The organism is Olivibacter domesticus, from assembly GCF_900109575.1.
GTDB classification, from domain to species: Bacteria; Bacteroidota; Bacteroidia; order Sphingobacteriales; family Sphingobacteriaceae; genus Olivibacter; species Olivibacter domesticus.
Genome location: NZ_FOAF01000004.1, coordinates 21138 through 45527 on the forward strand (window position 1 = coordinate 21138; position 24390 = coordinate 45527).

The following is a 24390-nucleotide window of genomic DNA, read 5'->3' on the forward strand; positions in this document are numbered from 1 at the left end:
TAAGAACCACAATACAATGAATTGTCGTAATTTGAACGTTCAAGAACCAATTATAGTCGACTATGCGCTGCCAACTTCTTTCATTGCTTTTTCTATGTCTGTTAACTGCAAATTTGCAAGCACAGGCACCTCCATATATTAAGAATCCCATCATCAATAAAGACTTTCCTGACCCTACCATCGTTCCATTTAATGGCAAGTACTATGCTTATGCCACGAACAGTACTGTTCGCGGTAAATTAGCGCATATACAAGTAGCGGTCTCCGAAAATTTACAGGATTGGACCGTCCTTGGAGACGCACTCCCTACGAAACCAACGTGGGCAAACCGTGATTTTTGGGCACCACATGTTTTGTACGATAGTGCTCTTAACAAATATGTGCTTTTTTATTCCGGAGAATCAGGCAAGGGAAAATGTCTTGGCGTTGCTTATGCAAACAAACCCGAAGGCCCCTTTATAGATATGGGGAAACCATTGTTATGTGGTGACGGCTTCGTCAATATAGATCCTATGGCATTTATTGACCCTAATAGCAAAAAGAAATTGCTCTATTGGGGCTCTGATCATCAGGCAATCAAAGTGCAGGAAATGAAAGATGATTGGTCTGCTTTCAAAGAAGGTTCCCTCGCGCAGGATATTGTATACCCTCGCCAGGAAAAAAAATACGACAATTTGATTGAAGGTGCGTGGGTAGACTTCCACAAAGGCTATTATTATCTCTATTATTCGGGCGATAATTGTTGTGGTGTGGAGGCCAGTTATGCTGTCCTTGTTGCTCGTTCAAAGCATCCCAATGGCCCATTTGAACGTTTAGGTGCCAGTCGTTCATCTAACAGTAGTGTGATTTTAGAAAAAGATAGTGCCTGGCTGGCGCCAGGGCATAATTCTATTTTCCGTGATGCAAATGGGCAGACCTATATTGCTTATCACGCTATACCTATTAATTCAAATACAGGAAAACCCGATGCTTATGGGCGGGTTGCGCTCATAAAACCCATCGTATATCAGAAGGGCTGGCCTACTATAGTAGAAAAGGTTAAGCACGACAAGCTAGATACGCTAACCCTAGCTGATCCCACCATCTTCTTTGATAAAGGCATCTATTACCTATATGGAACAGGGGCTAAGAATGGCTTCACTGTTTACACTTCATCTGATCTAAAAACATGGCGAGGTCCTGCCGGAACAAAAGATGGCTACGCTCTTCACAAAAGCGATGCTTTTGGAACGAATGGCTTTTGGGCTCCGCAAGTTTTTAAGCACCAAGGCAAATTCTACATGATTTATACGGCTGATGAACAGCTAGCAATAGCAGAAAGTGATAGTCCGCTAGGTCCTTTTAAACAAGCCGAAAAAAGAGCGTTAAATGGAGATACAAAACAGATCGATCCGTATGTTTTCTTTGATGGAGGAAAAGCTTATATATATTTTGTAAAGTTAAAAGAAGGAAATCGCTTATACGTTGCCGAGCTAAGTGCTAACCTACAAGAAATTAAAGAAGAAACCATTACCCCTTGCTTACAGGCAATTGAACCTTGGGAGAATACCGCCAAGGCCACATGGCCGGTCACCGAGGGCCCTACAGTCATAAAACATAAAAACCTTTACTACCTTCTATACTCCGCTAATGATTTTCGAAATCCAGACTATGCTGTTGGATACGCAACTGCTGTAAGCCCTTTAGGGCCTTGGAAAAAGAGTACAAATAATCCCCTCATTAGCAAAAAACTTTTGGGCGTTAATGGTACAGGCCATGGCGACCTATTTACAGACAAAAATGGTCAGCTTCAATACGTTTTACATACACATTCTTCGAAGGATAAGGTTTCACCAAGAAAAACAGCTCTTGTAAAGTTACAATTCATTAAAGAGGGGGCCGAAGATCATCTTAAATTAGCATCGAAAAAATTAGTTTTTTTGACTATAGATACTCAATAATTCTTAGCGTATCATAAAGAAGCTTTAATTTCATCTCCTTTCTTCTTGATAAGAAAGGAGCAAAGAATCAAGGCTACACAGCCCTCGCTAAAAATGGTTTCCCCACTTGTTCCGTGAAGTCGTTTCGCTACGCTCACTTGTCACAGAACGAACATCACGCTCTGAAACCATTTTATTAACGCTCGTTCTGCGAGGCCGTCCCTTTCTACACTCCAAGGCCATTCTGCCTCCACTCTACCCTTTAAGCCTGCCCGGATAGTCCCTCCGTTTTGCTTAAAATATCACCTAGGAAATTTGCGATTTGCACGTTGATGCACTACCGATGAAGCAAAGTTCAAAGCGATGAGTTATTCACATTTTGTTGATTTTTAAAGGTATTCATGAGCTCCCCCGAATTCTCGGGTTCGGTTTTACGTTACTTTTGCGGAAACCACAAAGTAGCATGAGGGCCTTCAAACAAGCATTTAACGAATAAAAGTGACACGAAAAAGTTCTTATTTAAACACCGGTGCCCTTTGCCCTTCAAAAGAGGCTCCTTTACCTTTAATTTCAGGCCATCCATCGTTCCATTCCAGTTTATCCACCAATAGAATTCGTCTGTCTGTTCCATTCGAAAGATTCCCCTTATCTGCACGAAAGCCATGATACAAAAACCAGTCAGAGCCTTCATCGTCTGTAATAACCCTCGCATTGTGCCCGGTACCCACAAATTTATCGTTCCCTTTAATTAACAAAGTACCTTTGTCTCTTTCTGTAATAGGATGACCTTCCTTATCTAAATAAGGTCCTAATAGCGTTTCTGAACGTCCAACAAGAACGTGGTAGGTACTATTTATGCCCTCACAGCAAGAGCCTTTTGATCCAAAGAAATAATAGTATTGACCTCTTTTATGAATCATAACCGCCTCCCAATCACCTGCTGCTATCTTAGTTTTCTTCTTTTTATCAATAACAGCCTTTCCGTCAGCAGTTAACTCAATGGCGTACGTCCCTTGGGTAGGCAAATCACTAAAACTGCCCCAGAAAAGATATTTTTTCTCCTTCTCTTCAAAAAAGCAAGGGTCGATCGAATTGGGCACATTCACTTCAGCACTCAGAAAAACCTTTCCTTGATCAATAAAATCTCCATTAAGCGAATCAGCTATTGCCAATCCAATTCCCGGATTAGGATCTCCCCAAGTAGAATAAGCATAATACATATAATATTTCCCATTCACCAAATTCACATCCGGAGCCCAGATTCCTCCTTTTTTTTTCCATTTGGGCCTTGTGGTCAATGCATTTTTAACATAACTCCAGCTCGCGAGGTTTTTAGACCTCAACATGGGTACTAAACGCAAACCTTGACCATCTCCCCAATCATCAGCAGTACCAAATGCATAAAAAATTCCCGTTTTTAAATCACGGATAACAGAAGGATCTGCTAAAACAGGTTCAAAAACGGGATTAGTATAGGTTTTATTTGTAGTATCGGGCTTGTTGTTATGCTCAACAGTTCCTGCTTTACAAGCCATACCAAACCCCATAAGAACCAACAACATAAAGCGCTTATTCTGACGAAGGCCCATATTTACTATTGATTAATCGAAAAGACGTATTCAGAACTCGTTTTATATACTTTTCCTGGATCCAATATAATAGAAGGAAAAGCGGGTTGGTTTACCGCATCTGGAAAATGTTGTGTTTCCAATGCTATAGCCGTTCGATAGTCGTCTTTCACGCCATTTTTCAACGTATTTTCACCTTTCATGAAGTTGCCTCCATAAAACTGCAGGCCAGGCTGGTCAGTATAAATGCTCATCACAATGCCACTTTTATCGCCTATCGCCGTTGCAGCCAAGCCATATTGAGCACCTTTCTTCAGCACAAAATTATGATCGTATCCACCGCCGAAAGTCAGTTGCTCATTACGCTCCTCTACCCGACTGCCAATCGTCGTGGTCTTAGTGAAATCAAAGGGTGTACCCACAACCGATTTATTCTCTCCTAATGGTATCAGCGTACTATCCACCGGTGTAAAATTATCAGCATCTATCTGTAATAAATGGCCATTAATACTTCCATTACCTTCCCCATTGAGATTAAAAAAGGCATGGTTCGTTAAATTCACAGGAGTCCTTTTGTCTGTTTTTGCTTCATAGTCAAAGCGTATTCCATTATTTGCCGTTGCAGTAAAAGTAACTTTGACATCAAGATTACCTGGAAAATTCTCTTCTCCATCAGGCGAATGATATGTCAATACCAGCGAGGAGTCACTCGTTTGTTCTGCATCCCAAACAACATCTTGGAAACCTTTTTTTCCACCGTGTAAGGCATTCTGTCCATTATTGGTAAAAATGGTGTATTCCTTACCATCTAATGTAAATTTGCCTTTGGCAATTCTGTTACCTACACGCCCAATAGTTGCTCCATAATAGGGTTCAGTTGAAGTCTTATAACCTTCGGCGCTTGTAAAACCTAATACAACATCTGTAGGTTTACCCTCTTTATCAGGAACCGTAAGCCCTACTAATCTTCCTCCATAATTGGTGATCAAGGCCGTTAAAGCATTATTTTTGATCGTAAAAAGTTTGACAGCTTTCCCATCAAAAGACCCACCAAATTTAGCGGTGTCTAGGGTTGCTAATGCGGTAGCCGTTGTGTCGTCATTACTTTCTTTCCTTTCGTTGCTCCCATTACAGCTAGCAAGGAAAATTATTCCAGCTAAGCCCAAAAATTTAATACTATTCATAGCTTGTATTTATCGTTTTCAACCATAAATATGTAGGAACAGTAAAGCGATCGTTCGGTCGAACGATCGCTTTACTGTTCCTACATATCAATTTATTGTGTCGCTTGATAAAGTGACTGATGTAATTGATTCAATGTTGCTTCCGGTATTTTAATAACCTTCCGGTCATAGGTCATCATTCCATTTGTTTCCACCTCCACATCTGTGGTCTGTGTGTAAACACCGGCTGATAGTCCCAATGGAATAAGTTTCTTTAAATCATCCATGAGTCGGGTATAGCGTTTCAATAATTCGTCATTATTCTTAAAATTTTGATAGCCCCAGTTATCCTTCTGTTGCCAAGTATGCCCTTCCACTGGCAATCCTAGACCACCAAACTCGCCCAATACCAATACTTGCTTGTCTCCAAAAATTTCGGGATCAGGCATCGAAGGATCAGGGTAGTTATGTATATCTAAAATATGTCCTGTCTTTAGGAAATTACCCCCACTTGCACTATTTACTAAACGAGAAGGATCGTTCTGCATAGTCCACTCCGTAATTTCTTTCGTTTTAAACTGCCCCCAAGCCTCATTAAAAGGTACCCAAACAACAATACTCGGATAATTATGCAAAGCCTCCATAATTGATTTCCATTCCTTTTTATGATAGGCTTCCGATTCGGCAGAGCGCTCCTTGTCTAAATTAAATCCAGAAATTTGACCAACACGGTTATCCCAACGGTTCCCTCCTAAGTCGCCACTTGGCATATCTTGCCAAACCAGCATACCTAAGCTATCACAATGACGATACCAGCGTGCAGGCTCTACCTTAATATGCTTACGGATCATATTAAAGCCCATCCCTTTCGTTTTAATAACATCGAACAAAAGGGCTTCATCTGTTGGTGCTGTATAAAGACCATCTGGCCACCAGCCCTGATCAAGCGGACCATATTGGAAAACAAACTTGTTATTTAATAAAAGACGTTGAATACCTTTGCTATCTTTAGCCATAGAAATTTTCCGCATGGCAAAATAACTTGTTACCTCATCCACTACTTTTCCTTTTCTTATTAAAGAGATTTTAAGATCATATAAGTGAGGACTGGTAGGCGACCACAGTTTAGCATTTGCTATTGGAAGACTTGCTTCCGCACCCACTTCAATAGTCTTTTCGCTTACAGTTTTCCCAGCGTTTTGTGCAACTATTTTTAATTGATCGCCAGCCATACCACCTTCTACAATTGCAGAAAATTTAAGTTGCTGCTGATCAACATCGGGCGTTTGTTTCGTTTGAGCAATGAAGGTTTTAGGTACGCTCTCCACCCATACAGTTTGCCAGATACCCGTTACCGGAGTATACCAGATACCTTCAGGATTTTTAACTTGTTTACCTCTTGGTTGTGGACCGTCATCTGTTGGATCCCAGACCCGGATAGCGATCTCTTGCTTTTTACCCTTTTTTAACTGCTTTGTGATGTCGAAATAAAAAGGATCAAAGCCACCTTCATGGCTTCCTACTTTATTGCCATTTACGTAAACATCACACTGCCAATCTACCGCTCCAAAATGCAGCAAAACCTGATCTTTATTAACAGATTTTGCTAATTCAATGGTATTTTTATACCACAGTACTTGCTCTTTTCCTACCGTTTTCCCTACACCCGATAAGGCTGACTCAACAGCAAAAGGCACTAGAATCTGCCCATCAAATTTGGCAGGCAAATTATTTGTTGATTTAGGCGTAATAGCATATTCCCAAATTCCATTTAAATTCTGCCAGTTATTTCGAACCATTTGCGGCCGTGGATATTCCTTCAAAGGTTTTGAAGGATCTACCTGCTCTGCCCAAGGCGACATAATTTTGCCAGCAACAGGCTTCCAAGTAGTTGTTTGTGCTTTTGTTAATTGAAATGGTACTGCCAGTACTACTATCATCAGTAACTTCCGGATCATGCTTGTATCTATTTAAGAGTATATATGTTTGTTATTTCTTTGCTGCTAATGACTTTATGAATTGAACTTCCTGTTCATTAAAAGGTGTTCCATCTTTTCTCAAAATATCATGAAACCATGTTGCAGGTTCGCTATTATAGCTTTTTTTCCAACTATCCCAGGCATAAATTGTCTGCGTCTTGCCATCCACAAAACCCCAATTGTATGCACCCACATTATATTTTTTGGCTATTGGTAGACTGCCTTCGAATGTGCTCTTATTTGGCCGTGCCATATATTCCGTACACAGTAATGGCCTTCCGTATTTTTGCAGTTGTTTGATGCGTGATTCAAATGAAGCGGGATCCTCATAATTATGGAAAGATATAATGTCAGATTCATTAAGCTGTACCTTTTGTATAGCGGTTAAAGACGCTTCGTCCGACCAATCTCCACCATCCCATAGGCCCGAAGTGAGTGGCTGTATAGGGTTTGCGGCCCTTGCCCAACTGAAACTTTTCTCTAGTAAGGGAAGTACATACTTCTCTTTATCTTTTAACTCCACTTTTCCATAGGAACTTGTGTTCGGGTTGTTCGGTTCATTCCAGACATCCCATCCCAGAATTCGCTCATCCTTTGCAAAATGCTGCACAACTCCTTTAACATAGCGCTCCAATCTGGGGTACTGTGTTGAATCTTTTAATACATCTGCACCCGGACTTTGTACCCATCCCGAATTGTGAACATGAGGTTTAGGGGCGCGTTGCTTTCCTAAAGCTGGAAAAGGATCCCAGCAGGAGTCAAAAAACACAAAAAGTGGCTTAATTTTGTGCTTATGGGCTATCTCTAGGAAAACGTCCATTCTTGTTAGAAACCCTACACTATCCTGCTCATACAACAGATCGTGTAAATATACACGCATGGTATTAAAGCCTAAATCTGCAGCCCAGCCTAATTCTTTATTGATCGTTAAGGTATCAAAAGTTTCTGCTTGCCACATCTCCAACTGGTTGATGGCCGTACTCGGGCTAAAGTTACTGCCTATCGGCCAATCCTCCCCTCCGTACCATTTATTTGCCTCTTCGGTCGTCCATTTAACACGTTGGGCTATCGTGTCTTCATTCTGATGTGCCTTTTTTTCACTTTGCGATGTGCAACGGATAAAACAGATGCCAATTGCTATAAGAAGACATAATTTTAATGCAGATATTCTCATAAAGTTTTAATTGATTATCGATTGACCTGAAGTTCATTCAATGAACCTCAACTTTTTCAAAGAAAGCAAATCTGATAAAGAATACAAAAATGTAGCGTTTCAATCTTTCTATATATTGTCTCAATATCGTTTTATTATCACTTTTGCTTGATCAAAAGTTGAGCAAAAATCAAGGCTACACAGAATAGCTAAAAATGGTTTCCCCGACTTGTTCCATGGAGCCGTTTCGCTACGCTTCACTTGTCATAGAACTAACCTCACCCACCGAAACCATTTTTCGCCGCTCATTCTGCGAGGCCACCCTGTCCTACGCTCCAGAGCCCCGTTTTCTGATCTGTAGCAACTTTATACTACTCCGTGACTCGAAACGGTTACTTGCTCGCAATAGCACTCCGTTTCGGGTGAAATGCTGCCTTAGCTAGTTGCGGCGTGCAGGTGGAAGCACTACCGTTGTAGCAGCTAGGTACAGCAGCGAGTTTTGCTCCATTTTTGCGGCCAAAAATGGAAAGCCATAAACAAAGGCGGATTGCCTAGGAAATTCCTGACAATACCGCCTTCTTACCTATAATTGACCAATCAAAAAGTTTACTCCATCTCTTTTTGCAACATCTTCACAAAGTACCCACCTACTACCGAGCGTGCTCTAAATCCTACCGACTTACCGTCGGTTGTTTCGTGCCAATCACTCAAAGGAATACGATCCGTCGTTTCATTAGCATACTTCCACACCGGATCTACGAACGTTTGAAAGTCTGCATCGGGGGCTAATGTAGCAGTCCACAAAATCCAATCAGATTTCGTATAAGTCTTTCTGCTATCAAGCGGTAATCCGTAAAGCTCTTGCTTCGTTTTATAATAAGCAATTTCCTTTTCCACTACTTCCTTAGGAAAGATATTCAATTTCAACAATTTGTCCCATATCATGTTATATTTTTGGCTCCAGGTATCTTTCTGTCCAAATGCAAGCCCGTAATGGTCCCCGTCATTGGCCAGTTCCATCCATTTCTTTGCCATGGTTCTCGCTAGTTCAAAATGCTCTTTCGCTACATCGTCTTTATGTAGCATTTCGGCTAGTTTGGCATAGGATGCAATACCCATGATAGCTTTTACGGAGAGATTCGCATTTCTTGCTAAATGACCAGCAAAGTCGTCTGTACACAATTGATTTGCTGGATCTAACCCTTCCTTTTTAAGAAAATCGGTCCAGGTAGTTAATGTTTTCCAATGCTTTTCAGCGAAATCCGCATTACCGTCTCTAACAGCAACTGCAGCAGTTATCGTAAGCATATTGCCCGCCTCTTCTACTGGCATATCCTCCCCATACGTTTGTCCGTTAGCCAGTGGGTAAGTGCCTACATCATGGGCGGGGAAAGGTTTACTCCACTTCCCACTTTCGGAATATTCGTAAATAAACCGTAGTAGCCCCTTAGCCAATTCAGTATTATACAATAAAAACATCGGTGCGGATGGGTATGTTATATCCACCGTTCCAATAGATCCATTGGAGAAATTTTCTTTGGAAAAAAACAATAACTCTCCATTTGTATTTGCTACCACTTTATGCGCTGCAATCGCTTGACGATAGGCCAGGTTACATAAGTCGGCATACTTTTCTCCACCAGCTTTCTTGGCATCTGCCGTTAACTTTGCATCAAATGTTTTGCATGCCTCCATGAGCTTAACATAATCCTGCTGTGCCGCATTCAACATATCTAATGCGGTCGTCTTTCCATCTCTGCGCCACCATGGCCGCAGGTTTTTCCCGAAATATTGTACCGAATATTCATCGTCATAACCAACCGTAACATGTTCGGATATAGGATCCGAAACTTTACCTAAATCCATTTCTACACCAACCAATATGTCACCCGCATAACCGCTTGATGCACCTGATTTATTTCCTTTACCTGCAAGAGCCGCTACAAAGTCTTGTAAGTTATTAGGCATAGCTTTCACCGTTGGCTTCTTGTCTACTGCAAGGTAAGCCTTACCCCAATCAATCCGTACATTATCACCCTTCTTGCCTAGTATTGCCTGACTGGTGGTTCCAACCGATTGTATCAGTTGATTATCCCCATTTTCCAAAGCTGTTTTCACTTCCTGATTTGGTTTGTCTGAACTAATCAGGCCCGACATTGCAAACCAGAGCTTTACATCATGTTGCTTACCATCTGAAGAAGCAGTCTTAAAGGTAACGTAGGAAGCAGGCCTCGCAAGTATTTCCACTTGATCTATTAATAAAGGAGAAGTAAATGTTAAATCAAGTGTTACGGCGCCTGCATCGAATGTATAAGCCGTTTGTGTTGCGGTTAATTTAACAGCTTTTTGTGCCGCCAATTTAGTATCTAGTAATTGACGTTCGCGCACCAATCCCACATCAATGAATGCGCCTCCACGATCATTTCTACAATGAACGGCTAGCACATTTTTTCCTGTTTTGAATGCTCTCCGTCCTGCTTCACTAATATCTTTTTGGGTATAATCTAATAAAAAGTTTTCATCTTCATAAATCCGCTCACCGTTTAAGAAAACTTCTACCGCATCATCATGACTTATCAAAAGCTTCACGTCATTTTCGATCTCCGCCAGCGTGAACTCTCTACGATACCAAATCTCTTTATCATATAAAGAAGCAGGTTTCATAGGATTATCACCAGAATTATCGCCAAAAGGCGCCTCCCCTTGTTTCCATGACTGATCGGCAAAATCGCCCTTCTCCCAACCTGCATCTGGCTGCTTGTAGGTATAACGTACCGAGTATGGCTTCTTTTGTGCTGTTGGCACTATATCTTCTATTACGGAAAGTGGCTTGCTCGCCAACTGATAGATTTGCCCATCTACCTGAGCAAGTGCAATTAGCGGCTGATCTGCACCTGTCCAATGCTTTGTCTGCTGCGTATTTAAGGTATCACCAAAAGACCATATACTAAGATAAGGATCATGCGTTATCAAGGGATACGCAGGTGCTCTCAACGTAGACTCTGCAGATTTCTCAGAAGATTGTTTTGTCGGGCTGTTCGTACAACTGACGAGTACACCTAGCCCTATCAAAAAGCAACTAAAAGTTATTTTATTCATCATTTTTTTGTTTTAGTATCTTTATATCCATGTAAATTTATGGTACCTGTTGATTAGCCTATTTTATTTTCGCCCCATTTACCCAACTAGTCTGTGGGCGCAGATAAGATAAAATCAAATGGTTCATCTCTATTTACAGTCAATGTTCCATTCTCAAATTTTAGCTCCGCTACTTGGGCGGATGACCGTCTCAGTTCGTAAGGCAGCACGCCGATTTCATTATTATCCGATTTTCTATGCTCCTTTCTTCCAGGATGGGTAAAGTAAAAGACATAGGCTTTATCTTTTAGTACAATGACATCACCATGCGCCCCAGTCGGTGTGTCGTCTGGCCTACTTCCCTTCGTATCCAATATTCTCCCCTGTTTTTCCCAATGCTGTAAGTCTTTTGAACGATATACACGCATTCCAGCCCATTCATCAGTTAACAGCCAATAGTAGCCTTTATACGCAAAGACTTTCGGGCCTTCCTGGCCTTTTCCTGGAAAAATAGGCTTCCGATTTGTCTTCCATGTCTTTAAATCACTACTTTCTGCCATGAGCATATTTCCAGCGGGGTTTGCTTCATCTTTATACCACATTCGCCACAAGCCTGTGCGATCTTTAAACAAACTAGCGTCGATTACCTTTTCTGAAGTGAGCGTTGGAAAATCTAAAAATTCCCAATCCCATAGATTTGTACTTACGTAATGAGCCATCTTTGCTTGTCCACCCCAATGGTTTCTCACCCCCTTTATGTAAGCCAGGTACATATGATACTTCCCATCATGATACACTACATCGGGTGCCCAAAAGGTATTTTTGCCTTTTTCAAATTCAAGGTCAAGTGTTCCCCGATAAACCCAAGTTTTGCCTTCATCCGAAGTCGAAGCAATGCCAATAGCGGTTCCATAGCAATATGCAACATCGGCAGCATCTGTATTCGCTCGGCGCTGTGTGTAAAGCATCCACCAGGCTTTTTCATCCTTATTGTAGATGAGCGTCGGATCTGCCACACCATCCGTAATAGGATCACGAAATAAAGGAGCTGGTGCTACATGATTCGTTTCTTGTCCATACGCGTTACTGCCCATCGCCGCAATCAACAACGTTACAAAACCTAAAAAATGTTTTCTGATCAGCCTCATTATTAAAATCAGTTATTTAACACAGGAAAAGCAGCGATTCTTAGCCTTGCAGCGCCCATGGGAATAAGTGTTATCTCTTCTTCAGGCGATGCTGACGTTACCGGACTTTGCGGTAATACACCCGTAAGCCCATATTGATCAATTTTCCATTCAGGTAGGCGCTTCCCTTTCGCTTTGATGCTTACCGGCACATTTTCTTGCGAAAAGGGGAAATCATCTTTGGGCCATTCCTTACGTTCTATTTTAAAGCTATCTTCAGGCTTATGTTGATCGAAAAGCAATCCGTAGTTCCAAGGTGAGGCGGGCAGGATTTCGAAAGATGGCCATTTATCGGGGTCAGCCGTTTCTTGCCATTTTGAATCGCCAATTGCCGAAGCCTTGCTATCTTTTTTAACAAAATTCTCTTTAATTTTCAGCGAATAGGTTAATGGCCCGTGGTTGAGACTCACACTATTTTTATTCTTCTCCCATGTGTTTACCTTCATTTTCATAGGTAAAATCAATGTAACCCGATCTCCATCTTTCCAGTTTCGCACTATTTTAGCATACGAACCAGGCTTAAACGTCTCTTTGCTTTCCTCTCCATTGATCATCACTTTGGCTGTTTCAGACCAAGTGGGTATGCGCAGGTAGTAAGGGAAAGCCACCTCATCCTTCGTGTGGATAGTGAAATCAATCTTATCTTCGAAAGGGTAATGTGTAGTAGCGTCTATCGTTATCTCTTGACCATTTGCAACCTTAACATGTATACTTGCTTCACTATAGAGCAATGCTGCTACGCCATTATCTGGCGTAGCCATAAAGAGGTGTTCGGCATAATAAGGCCAACCTTGCGCATGATTATGTTGGCAACATCTTGAGCTGAAAGGGTTCATCATGAGAAAAGGACCATTATTGTCGATACCCGGATGGTGATTTTTGCTATCACTGATAGACATATTAGGACTTGTAATATATCTTAAGGCCTTGAAATCGGGCATTACCGCAGCCGGATAGGTATTAAAAGCCACGTCTTCTGCATGGTCTGCCCAAAATGGATCACCCGTAATGCCCATTAAGATTTCGTCGGATGCCATTTGCTCCACCATGCCGCAGGTTTCTACCCCCTGCCGTGGATCGGTATAACCTTCGCGGGCATTTTCATCTGCCCCAAACATACCGCCTGGTACATTCCCATATTTGGCACGTATTAACCGGAAGTCATTATAAGTTGCCTCTAAATCTGCCTTGTTTCCAGTCTGCAAATAATAAGTTGCCGGCTCTCTAAAACATTGTGCAATATTTACATTGTGCCAGTTAGGTAAATTATTTGGCTGACGCCAATCGGCCGTATTTTTATGAATTTTATTGGCCAAATCGAGGAGCCATTCCTTTCCTTCCGTACGATTGTACAACCAGTAAATGCTATATAGATTATCTCCACCACGGCTGTTTTCCCAATAGTCTTTTAACAACAAACTATCGGGTAATTGATTTTGCCAGGCAAAATATTTTTCCATGAAAGGCAGTACCCTTTCATCCTTGCTGTACTCATAGTAAGATTGCAGGCACCATAACATAATCATGTTACCCCAAAGGTCTGGTTTGCCGTTCTTCAGTACTTCCGGTCCAAAATAACCATCTTCCCTTTGGCTTTCCAAGGCAGCATTTAGCCATACCTTTGATTCATCAATAATCTTTTTGTCGTTCAATATATACCCCAGATTGGCATAACCCTTTAACCAATAAGGAACTTCCTCCCAGCCATGATCACCGGTGCCATCTTTACTTAACCATGCATTATTTTCTTTTGCTAACCACGCACTTATCTCGCCCAAGTGACCTGTTAGCCCCTCCTGTTGGAGCGATAGGTATTTCTTTAACCAACCCTTAGGCTGAATGCTACCTACTGGCAGTTTAATAAAATTCAGCGCTTTTAAAGGCTTTTTATTGACTACATAATTACTGTTGATTATAGCAGTATCTGGACGATCTACATTCGTGATCTCTTCATGATTACTGCTGCAGGCGCTCAGAACAAGTATTGCGGTTATTAAAGAAAAAAACGTTTTATACATCATATTTTAGTTATAAGGATTTCGGCCGTACAATTTGAACCAGATAGCATGTTGGATTAAAATCCTAGAGGATTAGAAATCCAACATGCTTACAAAGATAAAAATATAGGCTTGCGGAAGCTTCGAAATTATGCAAACCATCAATATTCCATTGTTTATTTCAACTTAATAACAGGCGAATAGATCCCTTGATCGGCTCCCTTTGCCCAAACACAAACACGCCCGAATAGTGCTTTTGCTTCGAGAACCTTCGCATTATCTGCAAATTCGGCACTTAAGTTAACAGGACCGGTTGTTAGATCAGTTGTAAATTCTTTTCGCATCAGATTAAAGCCATCATCTACAAAAGCAGTAGCATTAAGCAATAATAATACGCGATCAATTTCGGCGTTATCCACAATCTTGTTGATCGTAAAAGAAGTATTCATTGTATTGCTTGCTAACGAAATGGCTGCATCTGAGATGGTAAAAAATGGTGTGACTTCCAGATCAATGGATGTAGATCCTCTTAAATCCACCACGGTAGTGTCGCGACTGTTTACCCATGGTCCATTTCCATCTCTGGTAACTAACTTATATTGCCCATCGAACAATTTGGCAGAAAAGCTACCATCTTGCCCAACAAAGACCTCTATGGGGTCCCGTTTGGCATAACCGTCCTGATAGAGCTGCAAACGTACTCGCTCATCTGTTCCCCTAACATTCAAAGCCTGCCCTTGATAGACCACTCTTCCGGAGAGTGTAGCTTCCGGTGCCTCGTAGTTATCCTTACCGCATCCCAACAGAGACAAAAACACGATGCAGAAAACCCAATTTATTACGTACTTTTTCATATTTTATTCGTATTACTGATATGGATTCTTAACTAATTTAGGGTTGTTGTTTAACCAGCTGTTATCCAATTCACTGTAATAATGACGGACTTCAAAATTCAGTGGATTCGGATAAATAAAGTTCATGTTTTTTACCTCAAAAGCCCATTTACCGTTCTCTGGGCTTCCGGGAGCTACCACACGATAAGGCCATAAGCCTCTGCGACCAGCTTTTTCGTTGCTTGAACCACCCGACCAAGTTTTATCAGCTAAACGCCAACGTAACATATCCCAATAGCGATGATCTTCAAAGGCAAATTCCACTCGATTTTCATGTACAATGTTTTCGAAGGTCAGTATCGTCAAAGGCTGTACTCCGGCCCGCGTCCGTACCGCATTAATATTTGCCAGTGATACAGCATTACTTCCACCATTCAATTCAAATGCGGCCTCTGCAGCAATGAGATGAGCCTCGGCTATACGGAAACGGGGTTCCCACATTTCAGAACCTCTTCCGATCGTACCAGCGCCAGGTGTTTCATCCAAGAATTTGCGAATGCCGAAACCCGTTTTATTCACTAAGCGTAGCGATGAGCTAAAAACAGGGCCATTGGCGGAAGTGATTAAGTTTCCTTGCGCATCACTGCTATTTGCTGCCCCTTCGCGTTTAATCCATTGACCATCCTGCTGATTCAATTGACCAGCTTGGTACACCACTTCGGTATTCGCAAATACAGATCCGGGATACAAGATAGTACCACCCAAACGCGGATCTCGCTGTTCAAATAACTCACTAGCTGTATTGAAGAATTTTGGTGTCCCACTAAGACTTCCCACATCAAATTTGCTACCTACTCCCGGAGTTGTCGTGTTAATGAGTTCAAACTCTTCTGCTAAATTCAACAATACGGATAAATAACTTGTGTTCGCATCTTGTGCCATGGATGCCGGTAAGTTGCCTGTGGTAAAGCCGTGTGTCTGACCAGGAAAAATATAATCTCTGGCCCAAATGACTTCTGTATTAGCATCCTTCATGCAAACCGCTTCGTAAAAATTTCGGGCTTTGTCGTCCGGGCGTTTATCTTGTAAAGCATAAGGGCCTTGTTCGATAACTTCTGTAGCAGCATCCAAAGCCTGCTGATAGTAGCTCTCCGCCTTACTCCGCTCAATTCCTACCTCTCTTCCGGTGGTCTGTATGGGTGCAGGCATCTGACTGTTGTATTTTGCCAACGACCCAGCATATAAAGCAGCGCGCGCTTCTAACATTTTAGCCGTCCATTTATTAGCTCGAGCCGAATTGGTAGTTTTCTCGCTCGTCATCAGACTCGCGATAGCATGGCATTCGCTAATGATATAATCATACGTTGCAGCCTCTGTGGCCCGCGGACGTTGTAATGCTGTTACATCGTCTCCTGGTGTAAAATCAAATACTTCATCCCCAACTAATGGCATTCCCCCCAAACTTCGGCACATATTAAAATAGTACCAAGCACGAATCAGCCGTGCCTCCCCGAGTAGAGGAGCCTTCTCCGTGTCAGATAGGACAGTGGTTTGATTCAGTCCCTGCAAAAACTGATTGATATTACGAACCAGCTCATAATCGTATACGCGCCAACGGTTACGGTCAAAAGTATTCACTTGATCGAAGTCATATTTAATCGCCTCGTCTATCGTCGTATAGTCATATTGTTCTCCACCGGCTCTTTGCCCCCATTGATAATATTGATCGGTCGTATTGGGCTTTAACCCACGACTGAGCCGCTCATAAAAATTGGCTAAGACTGATTTGATGAGGTTTGGATCACTATAAACTTCATCATTAGGAAGTATTGTATCTGGCTTTTGCTCTAAAAAATCACTGCATCCGTTGCCTAAAAGTATGCAGGCTAAACCCACTATATAAAAATATTTTCTTTTCATTGTTCTAGAATTGAAGGTTCAAACCTAAATTATACATACGCATGGTAGGAAATCCCAAGCCATTCTGATCTTGTTGCTCTGGGTCGACCCCTTGTACATTACTAATAGCAAATAAATTTTGTCCGGAAACATACACCCTAACGCTGGATATTTTTGCTCTATTTAACCAATCTTTAGGCAGGTTATACCCAAACTCCAAGTTACGCAACTTGACATAACTAACATTATGTTTCCAGAAAGTACTATTCCAATAATTACTGTGATCACCTTGGTTCAACCGCACCATTGGATATTTGCCAGGTATGATTTCGCTATTAGGATCCCATATATCTGCCAAATGCCATGCATCCTCGAATACGTTTTTAGGATTATTGCCATTATTCTGAAAGGGTACGGCTTGTTCGTATCGTTGGTACCAAGAAGAAAGGGCTGAGCCAGAAAAGTCGAAAGCCAGATCAAAGCCCTTATAATTAAAGGCGAAGTTTAAACCAAAATTTAAGATAGGTGTCGCATCCTCACGAAATCCAATTGGTCTTTCGTCCATACTATTAATCACACCGTCGCCATTTAAGTCCTTATATTTTATGTCACCAGGCATCAAAGTGGTATTTCCTTTTCGGTCATTATCAATGGGATAATTTGCTATTTCTTCCCAGCTCTGGAATTGGCCATCTGCCTCCAGCCCCCAATTCAAGTGGCCGAAACGCTGATAAATACTATTTCTGTACTCATCCCAAGAATTGCTACGTCGGTTATCATACTGCTTCCAATCATAGAAACGCGCGTAGGTGACATTTCCACCAATACTATAATTAAGTTCATTGATATTATCAGACCAACGAATCGCGGCATCAAAGCCTTTATTTACGTCAGAATTCAAGTTTTCATTAGGTAATAGAAAACCGAGTTCAGAGGGCAATAACACATCATAACGTGCCGCAGGCAAACCATTCCTTCTGCGATGGAAGAAAGAAAGCTCTCCAGTTAAGCGACTTTTAAACATGGAGATATCCAATCCCACGTCTAATATGGTTGATTTTGTCCAAGATAAAGTAGTAACAGGCAGGCCCCTAGGTTTAGATCCGATGACATATTCACCATCAATTACGGAGGCTCCTTCTCTATAATCATACCCTGGTAAATAATCAAAAGCGTCATAACCATCCACGTTATCATCCCCTACTAAACCATAAGATCCTCTGATTTTTAAATTATCAATTAGATTATTCACCCCATGTCCTTTCCAGAATTTTTCTTCCGAAATTCGCCAACCAACTGAAGCAGAAGGAAAGAATCCCCAACGATCATTGGGTGGGTATTTCCAAGAGCCATCATATCGACCAGATAACTCCAATAGATATTTACTTTCATAGTTATAATTGAAGCGCCCCATCCAACCGATACGTGCCTGCGTATTATTACCACGATCATCAAATGATCTAAATTCATCAAAATTTATTAGGTTCAGGTTATTGGATGTAGGTCTACTAACGATCCTACCCTCCGGATCACTACGCTTAATCGTTTCCATACCAACAATGGCATTAACGGCATGACCTCCGAACGTTTTATCATAGGCTAATTGGATATTGGAGGTGATTTCTTCTACCTGCGCATAAATACGTTCCCGGTAAGGATCCGACATGGTATAATCGACAGGATAAGTATCAGTTGCCGGGTCGTACCGATAGAGATTATATGTAAATTCCTGATTATCAAACTTTCTAGTCGCATAATAATAACCCCCTAACATTTTAGCCTTCAATCCAGGCATAATTTCATATTCTGCATTTGCTTGCAATTGAATATTTCGCCAAGTGTCGGTCATACGGCCAGAGTTTTCGTAATTTAAAACGCCGAAATTCGTTTGTACATCATCGCCAGGACGTTGCGGGTAAAGAGGGTTATCGTTAGCATATGGCCTTCTTGTAGGTAGATTCCTGAGCACTGCGAAGCGAGGTAACCAATAGTCGTCACCACCTGGCACACCTGGGTTTTCACGTTGCTCTATTCGTCCGTTCATTCTAAAACCAACCTTGAGACGGTCATTGATACGCGATTCCACGTTCATCTGAGCATTCGTCCGGTCAAAGCCGCCATAATTTTTTATTGTTGCATCCTGTTGTAGCCGACCTACCGAGATATAGTAATTGGATTTCTCCGAGCCCCCAGTAAAATTGGCATTTAAATAATATTGTGGTGCAGACTTCCAGATATAATCTAACCAATCGAAGCCCTGATATCCTTTCTCTGTACCAGCCATCCATTTTTCATATTCTTCCGGAGAATAGCTACGCTGTTCGCCTCTCAATGTTTCTCCCTGCACATAGTTATGTACATACGTTTTGGCATCGGCTGGGTCGACAAACTTAAAATTGTCCTGCATACCATAATAACTGTTGATGGATACCGTATTCTTTGAATTTGTACTTCCTTTCTTAGTAGTGACCACGATAACCCCATTAGCCGCACGGACCCCATAAATAGAAGCAGAAGCATCTTTTAATACCGAGATAGACTCAATATCGTTAAAATCCAAGTTATTGAACTGTCCCCCGTCGGACTGTATCCCGTCGATTACATACAAGGGATTTCCCATATTTCGGACTTGAATCTGCGTTGTAGAACCCGGACGGCCATCTGTTTGCCGTGTATTTAAACCTGCCACCTTACCTACCAAGGCACCAGAAACGGTGGGAGCAGAAGACCGAGCAATATCCTTAGATCCGATTGTTGCAATGGCCCCTGTCAAAGTGGCTTTCTTTTGAGAGAGTCCAAACCCTGTAACGACCACTTCTTCCAAAGATTGATTATCCGGTTTCATGGTAACCCTTACTTCATTACTTTCTCCCAAGGTAATCGTCTGTGCTACATAACCTATATAAGTAACTTCTAATATAGCGTTCGTACTAACAGTCAAGATAAACGCACCATTACTATCAGTGGTCGCTCCATTATTGGTACCTTTTTCTTTAATGCTCGCCCCTATGATGGGCTGATCTGCTTCGTCCAAGATTACACCTTTTATTTCTCGCTGTTGCAGCCGACGTTCGTCCGCGGGAGCTAGCTCAATAGAAGTCGCATATCCGAATGCACCTGTATTCGTCCCTATTAAAAATATAAGCAGGCAGGAAAATTTACATAGTCGACTGCTTAAACTTGGCATTAAGGAAAGCCCCTTTTGTAAAAAAATGCACTCACTCATTCTGGTTTGTACAAAATCAGAAATACTAAATTTAAAAAATCGAAAAATGAGGGGAGGCTTTCTTAAAGAACACCATCTGTAGAATAAACTACGTGCATGATAACGTATCTTTCTCGTCATAAGAATTTATAAGTTAATTGGTTTTTTATTAATCAGTCAGCTTGTTCTAACGCATTTTTAGAAAAACGATTTAGCAAGGCAGATCATCATATTCAGTTATTTATTAGTTTTTTCTTAGCAATTCAAAGAAAACGATTTAGCAACGAGATTTTAGGCTGTTTTTGTGTCAATAGTTCGTCAATTTGTCTCATAGAATTATTCCAACAAAAGACTTCATTTTTTGCTATAAACAGGGAAGACGGACATAGGAGATAAAAAAGAAGGGGTATTCGGTAATAACGAGCCCGACGGGATATCGGGCTCATTATTACAAATCTATTTCATTGCTGTGCAGACATATAGACCTCTCCATTTAAGTCGAGGTGACGTAAAGAAGCAAATTTGAGACAGCCTATTTATTCTAATATCAATTCTATAACCGGAATTTCAACGTTGGGTTTTACTACCGGCAAATCCATAATCAGATCCGATTCTCCAGCGGTAATGGTCATATGTGAGCCAGGTTCCGTTCTCGACGTGTACTTGACTTCAGAACCATCATGTAAGAACTGCGCGTATTTCACCTTTCCCTTAAGCCCCGGAAGGTACAGCGTTTTAAATGGCCATTGTAAAAGATGAACATATAAACGTTTCGTATCAGGATTATAGGTTAAAAAGCAATTGTCTGGCTTTTTAAATTCTTCAGGAGCAGCTGTACAACCATAAATAGATCTACTATTGTACTTCATCCAATCTCCTAAACCCTCCAGTCTTTCAGTCGCCCTATCATCAAAATAACCTCGAGCAGTCGGTCCGACATTTAGGAGTAGGTTTCCACCTTTACTTACCACTTCTATTAACATGGCGATTAGCTGATTGGTACTTTTCCAGGTGTTTTCATCTCTATGGTATCCCCACGATCCTGAGAAAGTTTGACAAGTTTCCCAAGCAACCCGTTTTCCGTTTTCCTCTGGCCATTTATTTGGCATGAATTGTTCTGGTGTTCGGTAATCCCATCCCCAATCACCCTCGTTTAAGTCTAACCGATCGTTAACAATGATCTCTGGCTGCAACTTTTTGGTTAACATAAGGATCCCTTCGCTGTCCCAATCTTCATGTCCCTTTCCATCTTTACCGGGGTATGAAAAATCATAAAACAATAAATCTATCTTTCCATAGTTCGTTAAGAGCTCCGTAATCTGATCTTTCATAAACTGACGATATTTATTCATATCACGTTTACTATTAGATTCCCTTGCTTCTTTATTATTACGCATAGCATGCGTACCATCAACAGTAAAATCTGGGTGGTGCCAGTCTATTAAGGAGTAATAAAAACCTATCTTTAATCCTTCAGCGCGACAAGCTTCCACAAATGGTTTCAATAAGTCTCTCGCTGCCGGCGTATTCGGCGCTTTATAATCACTTACTTTGGTATCCCATAAGCTAAATCCCTCATGATGCCGTGCCGTAATCACCACATATTTCATTCCGGCCCTTTTAGCATAAGCTGCCCACTCTTTCGGATTGTATAGATCTGGATCGAACAAATTAAAATAGCGCGCTTTATAATCTTCGGTACTAATTTGTTCTTGCTGCTGCACCCATTCATGCCGTGCGGGTACTGCATATAGCCCCCAATGAATAAACATACCAAAGCGATCGTGTCTCCACCAGGCCATCCGCTTATCTTTTTGTTCTTTGGTTTCCTTCGCCCACTCCGGAGCGTTACTTTGTGCTTGTGCATTCCCTAAGGATAAACACGTCATCAATAACAGATATAATATACAGGTTCTCATAACATAATTTAGTTTGTACATAATTACGCATCCCAACCTATATTACATGTAGTTATTTTAGCATAGTATTGAGCTATTTTGACAAGTAACTATTTAGTTTTTCGACTAGATTCTCTTATAATAAGGTCAGAGTCTAGCAAAACTTGTGTTTCGTCCTGTTTCGGATGACTTATCTGATTTACTAAAATTTTCACGGCTTGCCGCGCTACTTCAATCAATGGTTGTTTCACATAAGTGAGCGGGCAATAAAAAAAATCAAAAGCGTCACCTTCATCAAAACAAACAATGGCAACGTCATCAGGTATCTTTAAACGTTTGTTGTTTAGAAATTTCAGACCGTATATGGAAAGCGTATTGGTAGCGAAAAACAGTGCATCAATTGTCTGTCCCCCGTTTATTAATGATTCTATCTGTTTTTGTATCTCTAGCTCAGCGTGATCATATGCAACCTCAAATAGTAGGGGCTTAACTGATTTCACTTTATGATCCTTAATTGCCATTGTGTAACCTTTAATGCGTTCTTGCATGTGGATCAAATTGCTTTTGTAGGCAATCATCGCAATCCGCTTATATCCATTATTAATTAAATGGCTAGTAGCCTGATAAGCTGCTTTGAAATTATCGGTAATAACATAATTTGTTTTGATCTCTGGAAAATACCTATCAATTAACACAAAGGGGATATTCGATGCATTTAAGTAATTTATCTGCGCTTCGGTGTGCTCGGTTGGAGCAATGATAAATCCGTCAACTTGTCGCTTAATCAATACATCCATTAAATCCTGTGATTTTTCCGCATTCTCGTCCGAGCTACCAAAAATCACCGTATAATTGTTCTTTTTTGCCTCGTCTTCAATTGTTCGTGCAATATTGGCAAAAAAGGGATTGGATATATCAGCCACTATTAAACCGATAGTAAATGACTTCCCACTTTTTAAACTTTTTGCGATCTGGTTTGGCTGATAGTTCAGTTCTGCTGCCTTTTTCCGGATAACTTCTGCTATCTGCTTTCCCACCCGGGCTTCCTTTTCTTTATTATTTAGCACATAAGAAACCAAAGCTGTTGATACACCTACAGCTTTTGCTATATCCTTTAGTGAAACCTTTTTATTCATTTGTCTATTTTATTCGTTTTTTTTCTACGGAATTATGTTTGGACAGATCTTAAGATATCTCGATTCCGCTTCGCTCCACTCGATATGACGGGTATCTTGTATGTCATTAACTCTACAATATGTTTGCAAAAAACTGAACGCTCTACATGACGTTCTAGATAAATCCTATAATCATCATTTATTTGTTCGCAATATAATGTTTAAACGATTAAGTTAAAATTTTAATTAGGCGAAAACAACACTTAAAAAGTTTGGCTATTAAATACATCCATAATTTCTTTTGGAGACATTTCTGTAATACCAAAAAAAGACTTTTGTCCCGGTAAATATTTTTCTTGCAATTCGAAATTTTCAAATGCTGGTCCTCCGGGAATTGCCAGATAATTATTAGCATCCCTGCTTCCTCCACTCCAATATTTTGCACGCCCATTTACCCTGACACGCCACTGCGCATTTTCCGCAACTTGTTCTTTGCGCCAATATTGTGTTAATTTAACCGGAATCCTATAATACCAGTTCCTTTTCACATTTGCCAGTGAATCTGTAGGCCATTTCCCCAACTCTTCTAAATTTTCATTAGTAGTGGCAAATGCAAAACGATCTCCACGTTTGCTGCGCAGAAGTCTTGCTGCAGGATATGTGTCCTTTTCAATGAAATCAATTCCTTCATAACCCTTATAAAGTGTTCTGGCGTCAATAACCTCATCGTTAAAATGTAGTTGACGTAAACGGGCATAATTTCCCATCGTGGCCGTTATGTTGCAATAATCCATCTGCTCACTATCCGCTCTATTGAAAACTTGTATGCAAATCTCTTGTGGACGATCGCTTCGAATGGAAAGTTTCAGATAAGGATGTGCACCAGAAATAAACTTCTCCATGAACACATATAAAGAAAGTTCTTCAACCTTCGGATGGTTGGGATCGGGATGTGAAATGATGCCGCTCGTATTTGCAGTTGGATAAAACGAGTTCTCTTTTTCTTCACTACTGGCCCACATCAGTTTCCCCCATTTCTCATCAATTTGCGAAGGCGATATTTCACTAAATTCGATCTTTCCATTTACTATTGGTTCAATCGCTAAGAAATTTAAAAGGTACATATTACCCCCTCGTTCGATCCCCAATCGGATTAAGCCCCTAGGACCGCCACCAAATAAACCTTTATTTGTTTCAATTCCGTAAGGCCAAAGGCTAAATACAATTCCGTTGCGTATACCCCAAAGAGCAGCATCCTTGTCGCTTTCTGGTCGGATCCAGGCATGTTCGCTACTTTGTTCTTGCGCAAACACAGGTGGCCACGATATCACTAACCAAACAATCGTTATTACCATAATCGATAATATCTTCTTAACAAATTGCCTGTTATACATGC

General features: G+C 41.1%; 14 protein-coding genes. 1 reads left to right on the forward strand and 13 read right to left on the reverse strand.

Features of this window, described 5'->3' with window-relative positions; genetic code table 11:
• Window positions 1-62 precede the first annotated feature (62 nt).
• Window positions 63-1940, forward strand: coding sequence for a family 43 glycosylhydrolase (locus BMY50_RS28480; protein WP_238383796.1), 1878 nt, complete (start codon window positions 63-65; stop codon window positions 1938-1940).
• A 494-nt stretch (window positions 1941-2434) separates the two neighbouring features.
• On the opposite strand, the gene BMY50_RS16585 is transcribed toward BMY50_RS28480, so the two are convergent.
• From BMY50_RS16585 to BMY50_RS16645, 13 genes are all read right to left on the reverse strand, one after another.
• Window positions 2435-3508: a family 43 glycosylhydrolase gene (locus tag BMY50_RS16585; RefSeq protein ID WP_093326536.1), complete on the reverse strand. Its 1074-nt coding sequence runs from the start codon at window positions 3506-3508 to the stop codon at window positions 2435-2437.
• 5 nt (window positions 3509-3513) lie between these two features.
• The gene (locus BMY50_RS16590) at window positions 3514-4671 is read right to left on the reverse strand and encodes an aldose epimerase family protein (RefSeq protein WP_093326537.1); all 1158 of its coding nucleotides are present in this window, start codon (window positions 4669-4671) and stop codon (window positions 3514-3516) included.
• A gap of 92 nt (window positions 4672-4763) precedes the next feature.
• Window positions 4764-6608 (reverse strand): glycoside hydrolase family 2 protein, encoded by a 1845-nt coding sequence (locus BMY50_RS16595; RefSeq protein WP_093326538.1) that lies wholly within the window; start codon window positions 6606-6608, stop codon window positions 4764-4766.
• A gap of 31 nt (window positions 6609-6639) precedes the next feature.
• A complete protein-coding gene (locus BMY50_RS16600) occupies window positions 6640-7803 on the reverse strand; it encodes a cellulase family glycosylhydrolase (protein ID WP_093326539.1) in 1164 nt (387 codons plus the stop codon).
• 585 nt (window positions 7804-8388) lie between these two features.
• A complete protein-coding gene (locus tag BMY50_RS16605) occupies window positions 8389-10884 on the reverse strand; it encodes a glutaminase family protein (protein ID WP_093326540.1) in 2496 nt (831 codons plus the stop codon).
• A gap of 83 nt (window positions 10885-10967) precedes the next feature.
• Window positions 10968-12008, reverse strand: a complete 1041-nt coding sequence (locus BMY50_RS16610; RefSeq protein ID WP_093326541.1) for a family 43 glycosylhydrolase — start codon at window positions 12006-12008, stop codon at window positions 10968-10970.
• An 8-nt stretch (window positions 12009-12016) separates the two neighbouring features.
• A complete protein-coding gene (locus BMY50_RS16615) occupies window positions 12017-14068 on the reverse strand; it encodes a beta-L-arabinofuranosidase domain-containing protein (protein ID WP_093326542.1) in 2052 nt (683 codons plus the stop codon).
• Between the two features lie 152 nt (window positions 14069-14220).
• Complete coding sequence (locus BMY50_RS16620) at window positions 14221-14898, reverse strand: DUF3823 domain-containing protein (RefSeq protein ID WP_093326543.1); 678 nt, start codon at window positions 14896-14898, stop codon at window positions 14221-14223.
• Between the two features lie 12 nt (window positions 14899-14910).
• Window positions 14911-16797 carry a RagB/SusD family nutrient uptake outer membrane protein gene (locus BMY50_RS16625; RefSeq protein WP_093326544.1) on the reverse strand — a complete coding sequence of 629 codons (1887 nt, stop codon included), beginning with the start codon at window positions 16795-16797 and terminating at the stop codon, window positions 14911-14913.
• A gap of 4 nt (window positions 16798-16801) precedes the next feature.
• Window positions 16802-20002, reverse strand: a complete 3201-nt coding sequence (locus BMY50_RS16630; protein WP_202907867.1) for a SusC/RagA family TonB-linked outer membrane protein — start codon at window positions 20000-20002, stop codon at window positions 16802-16804.
• Window positions 20003-20517: 515 nt separating this feature from the next.
• Window positions 20518-21900: an alpha-L-fucosidase gene (locus BMY50_RS16635; protein WP_093326545.1), complete on the reverse strand. Its 1383-nt coding sequence runs from the start codon at window positions 21898-21900 to the stop codon at window positions 20518-20520.
• Window positions 21901-21989: 89 nt separating this feature from the next.
• Entirely contained in the window at window positions 21990-23015 is a 1026-nt protein-coding gene (locus tag BMY50_RS16640; protein ID WP_093326546.1) for a LacI family DNA-binding transcriptional regulator, read from the reverse strand.
• Window positions 23016-23257: 242 nt separating this feature from the next.
• The gene (locus tag BMY50_RS16645; protein WP_139202277.1) at window positions 23258-24388 is read right to left on the reverse strand and encodes a hypothetical protein; all 1131 of its coding nucleotides are present in this window, start codon (window positions 24386-24388) and stop codon (window positions 23258-23260) included.
• Between the last annotated feature and the right edge of the window lie 2 nt (window positions 24389-24390).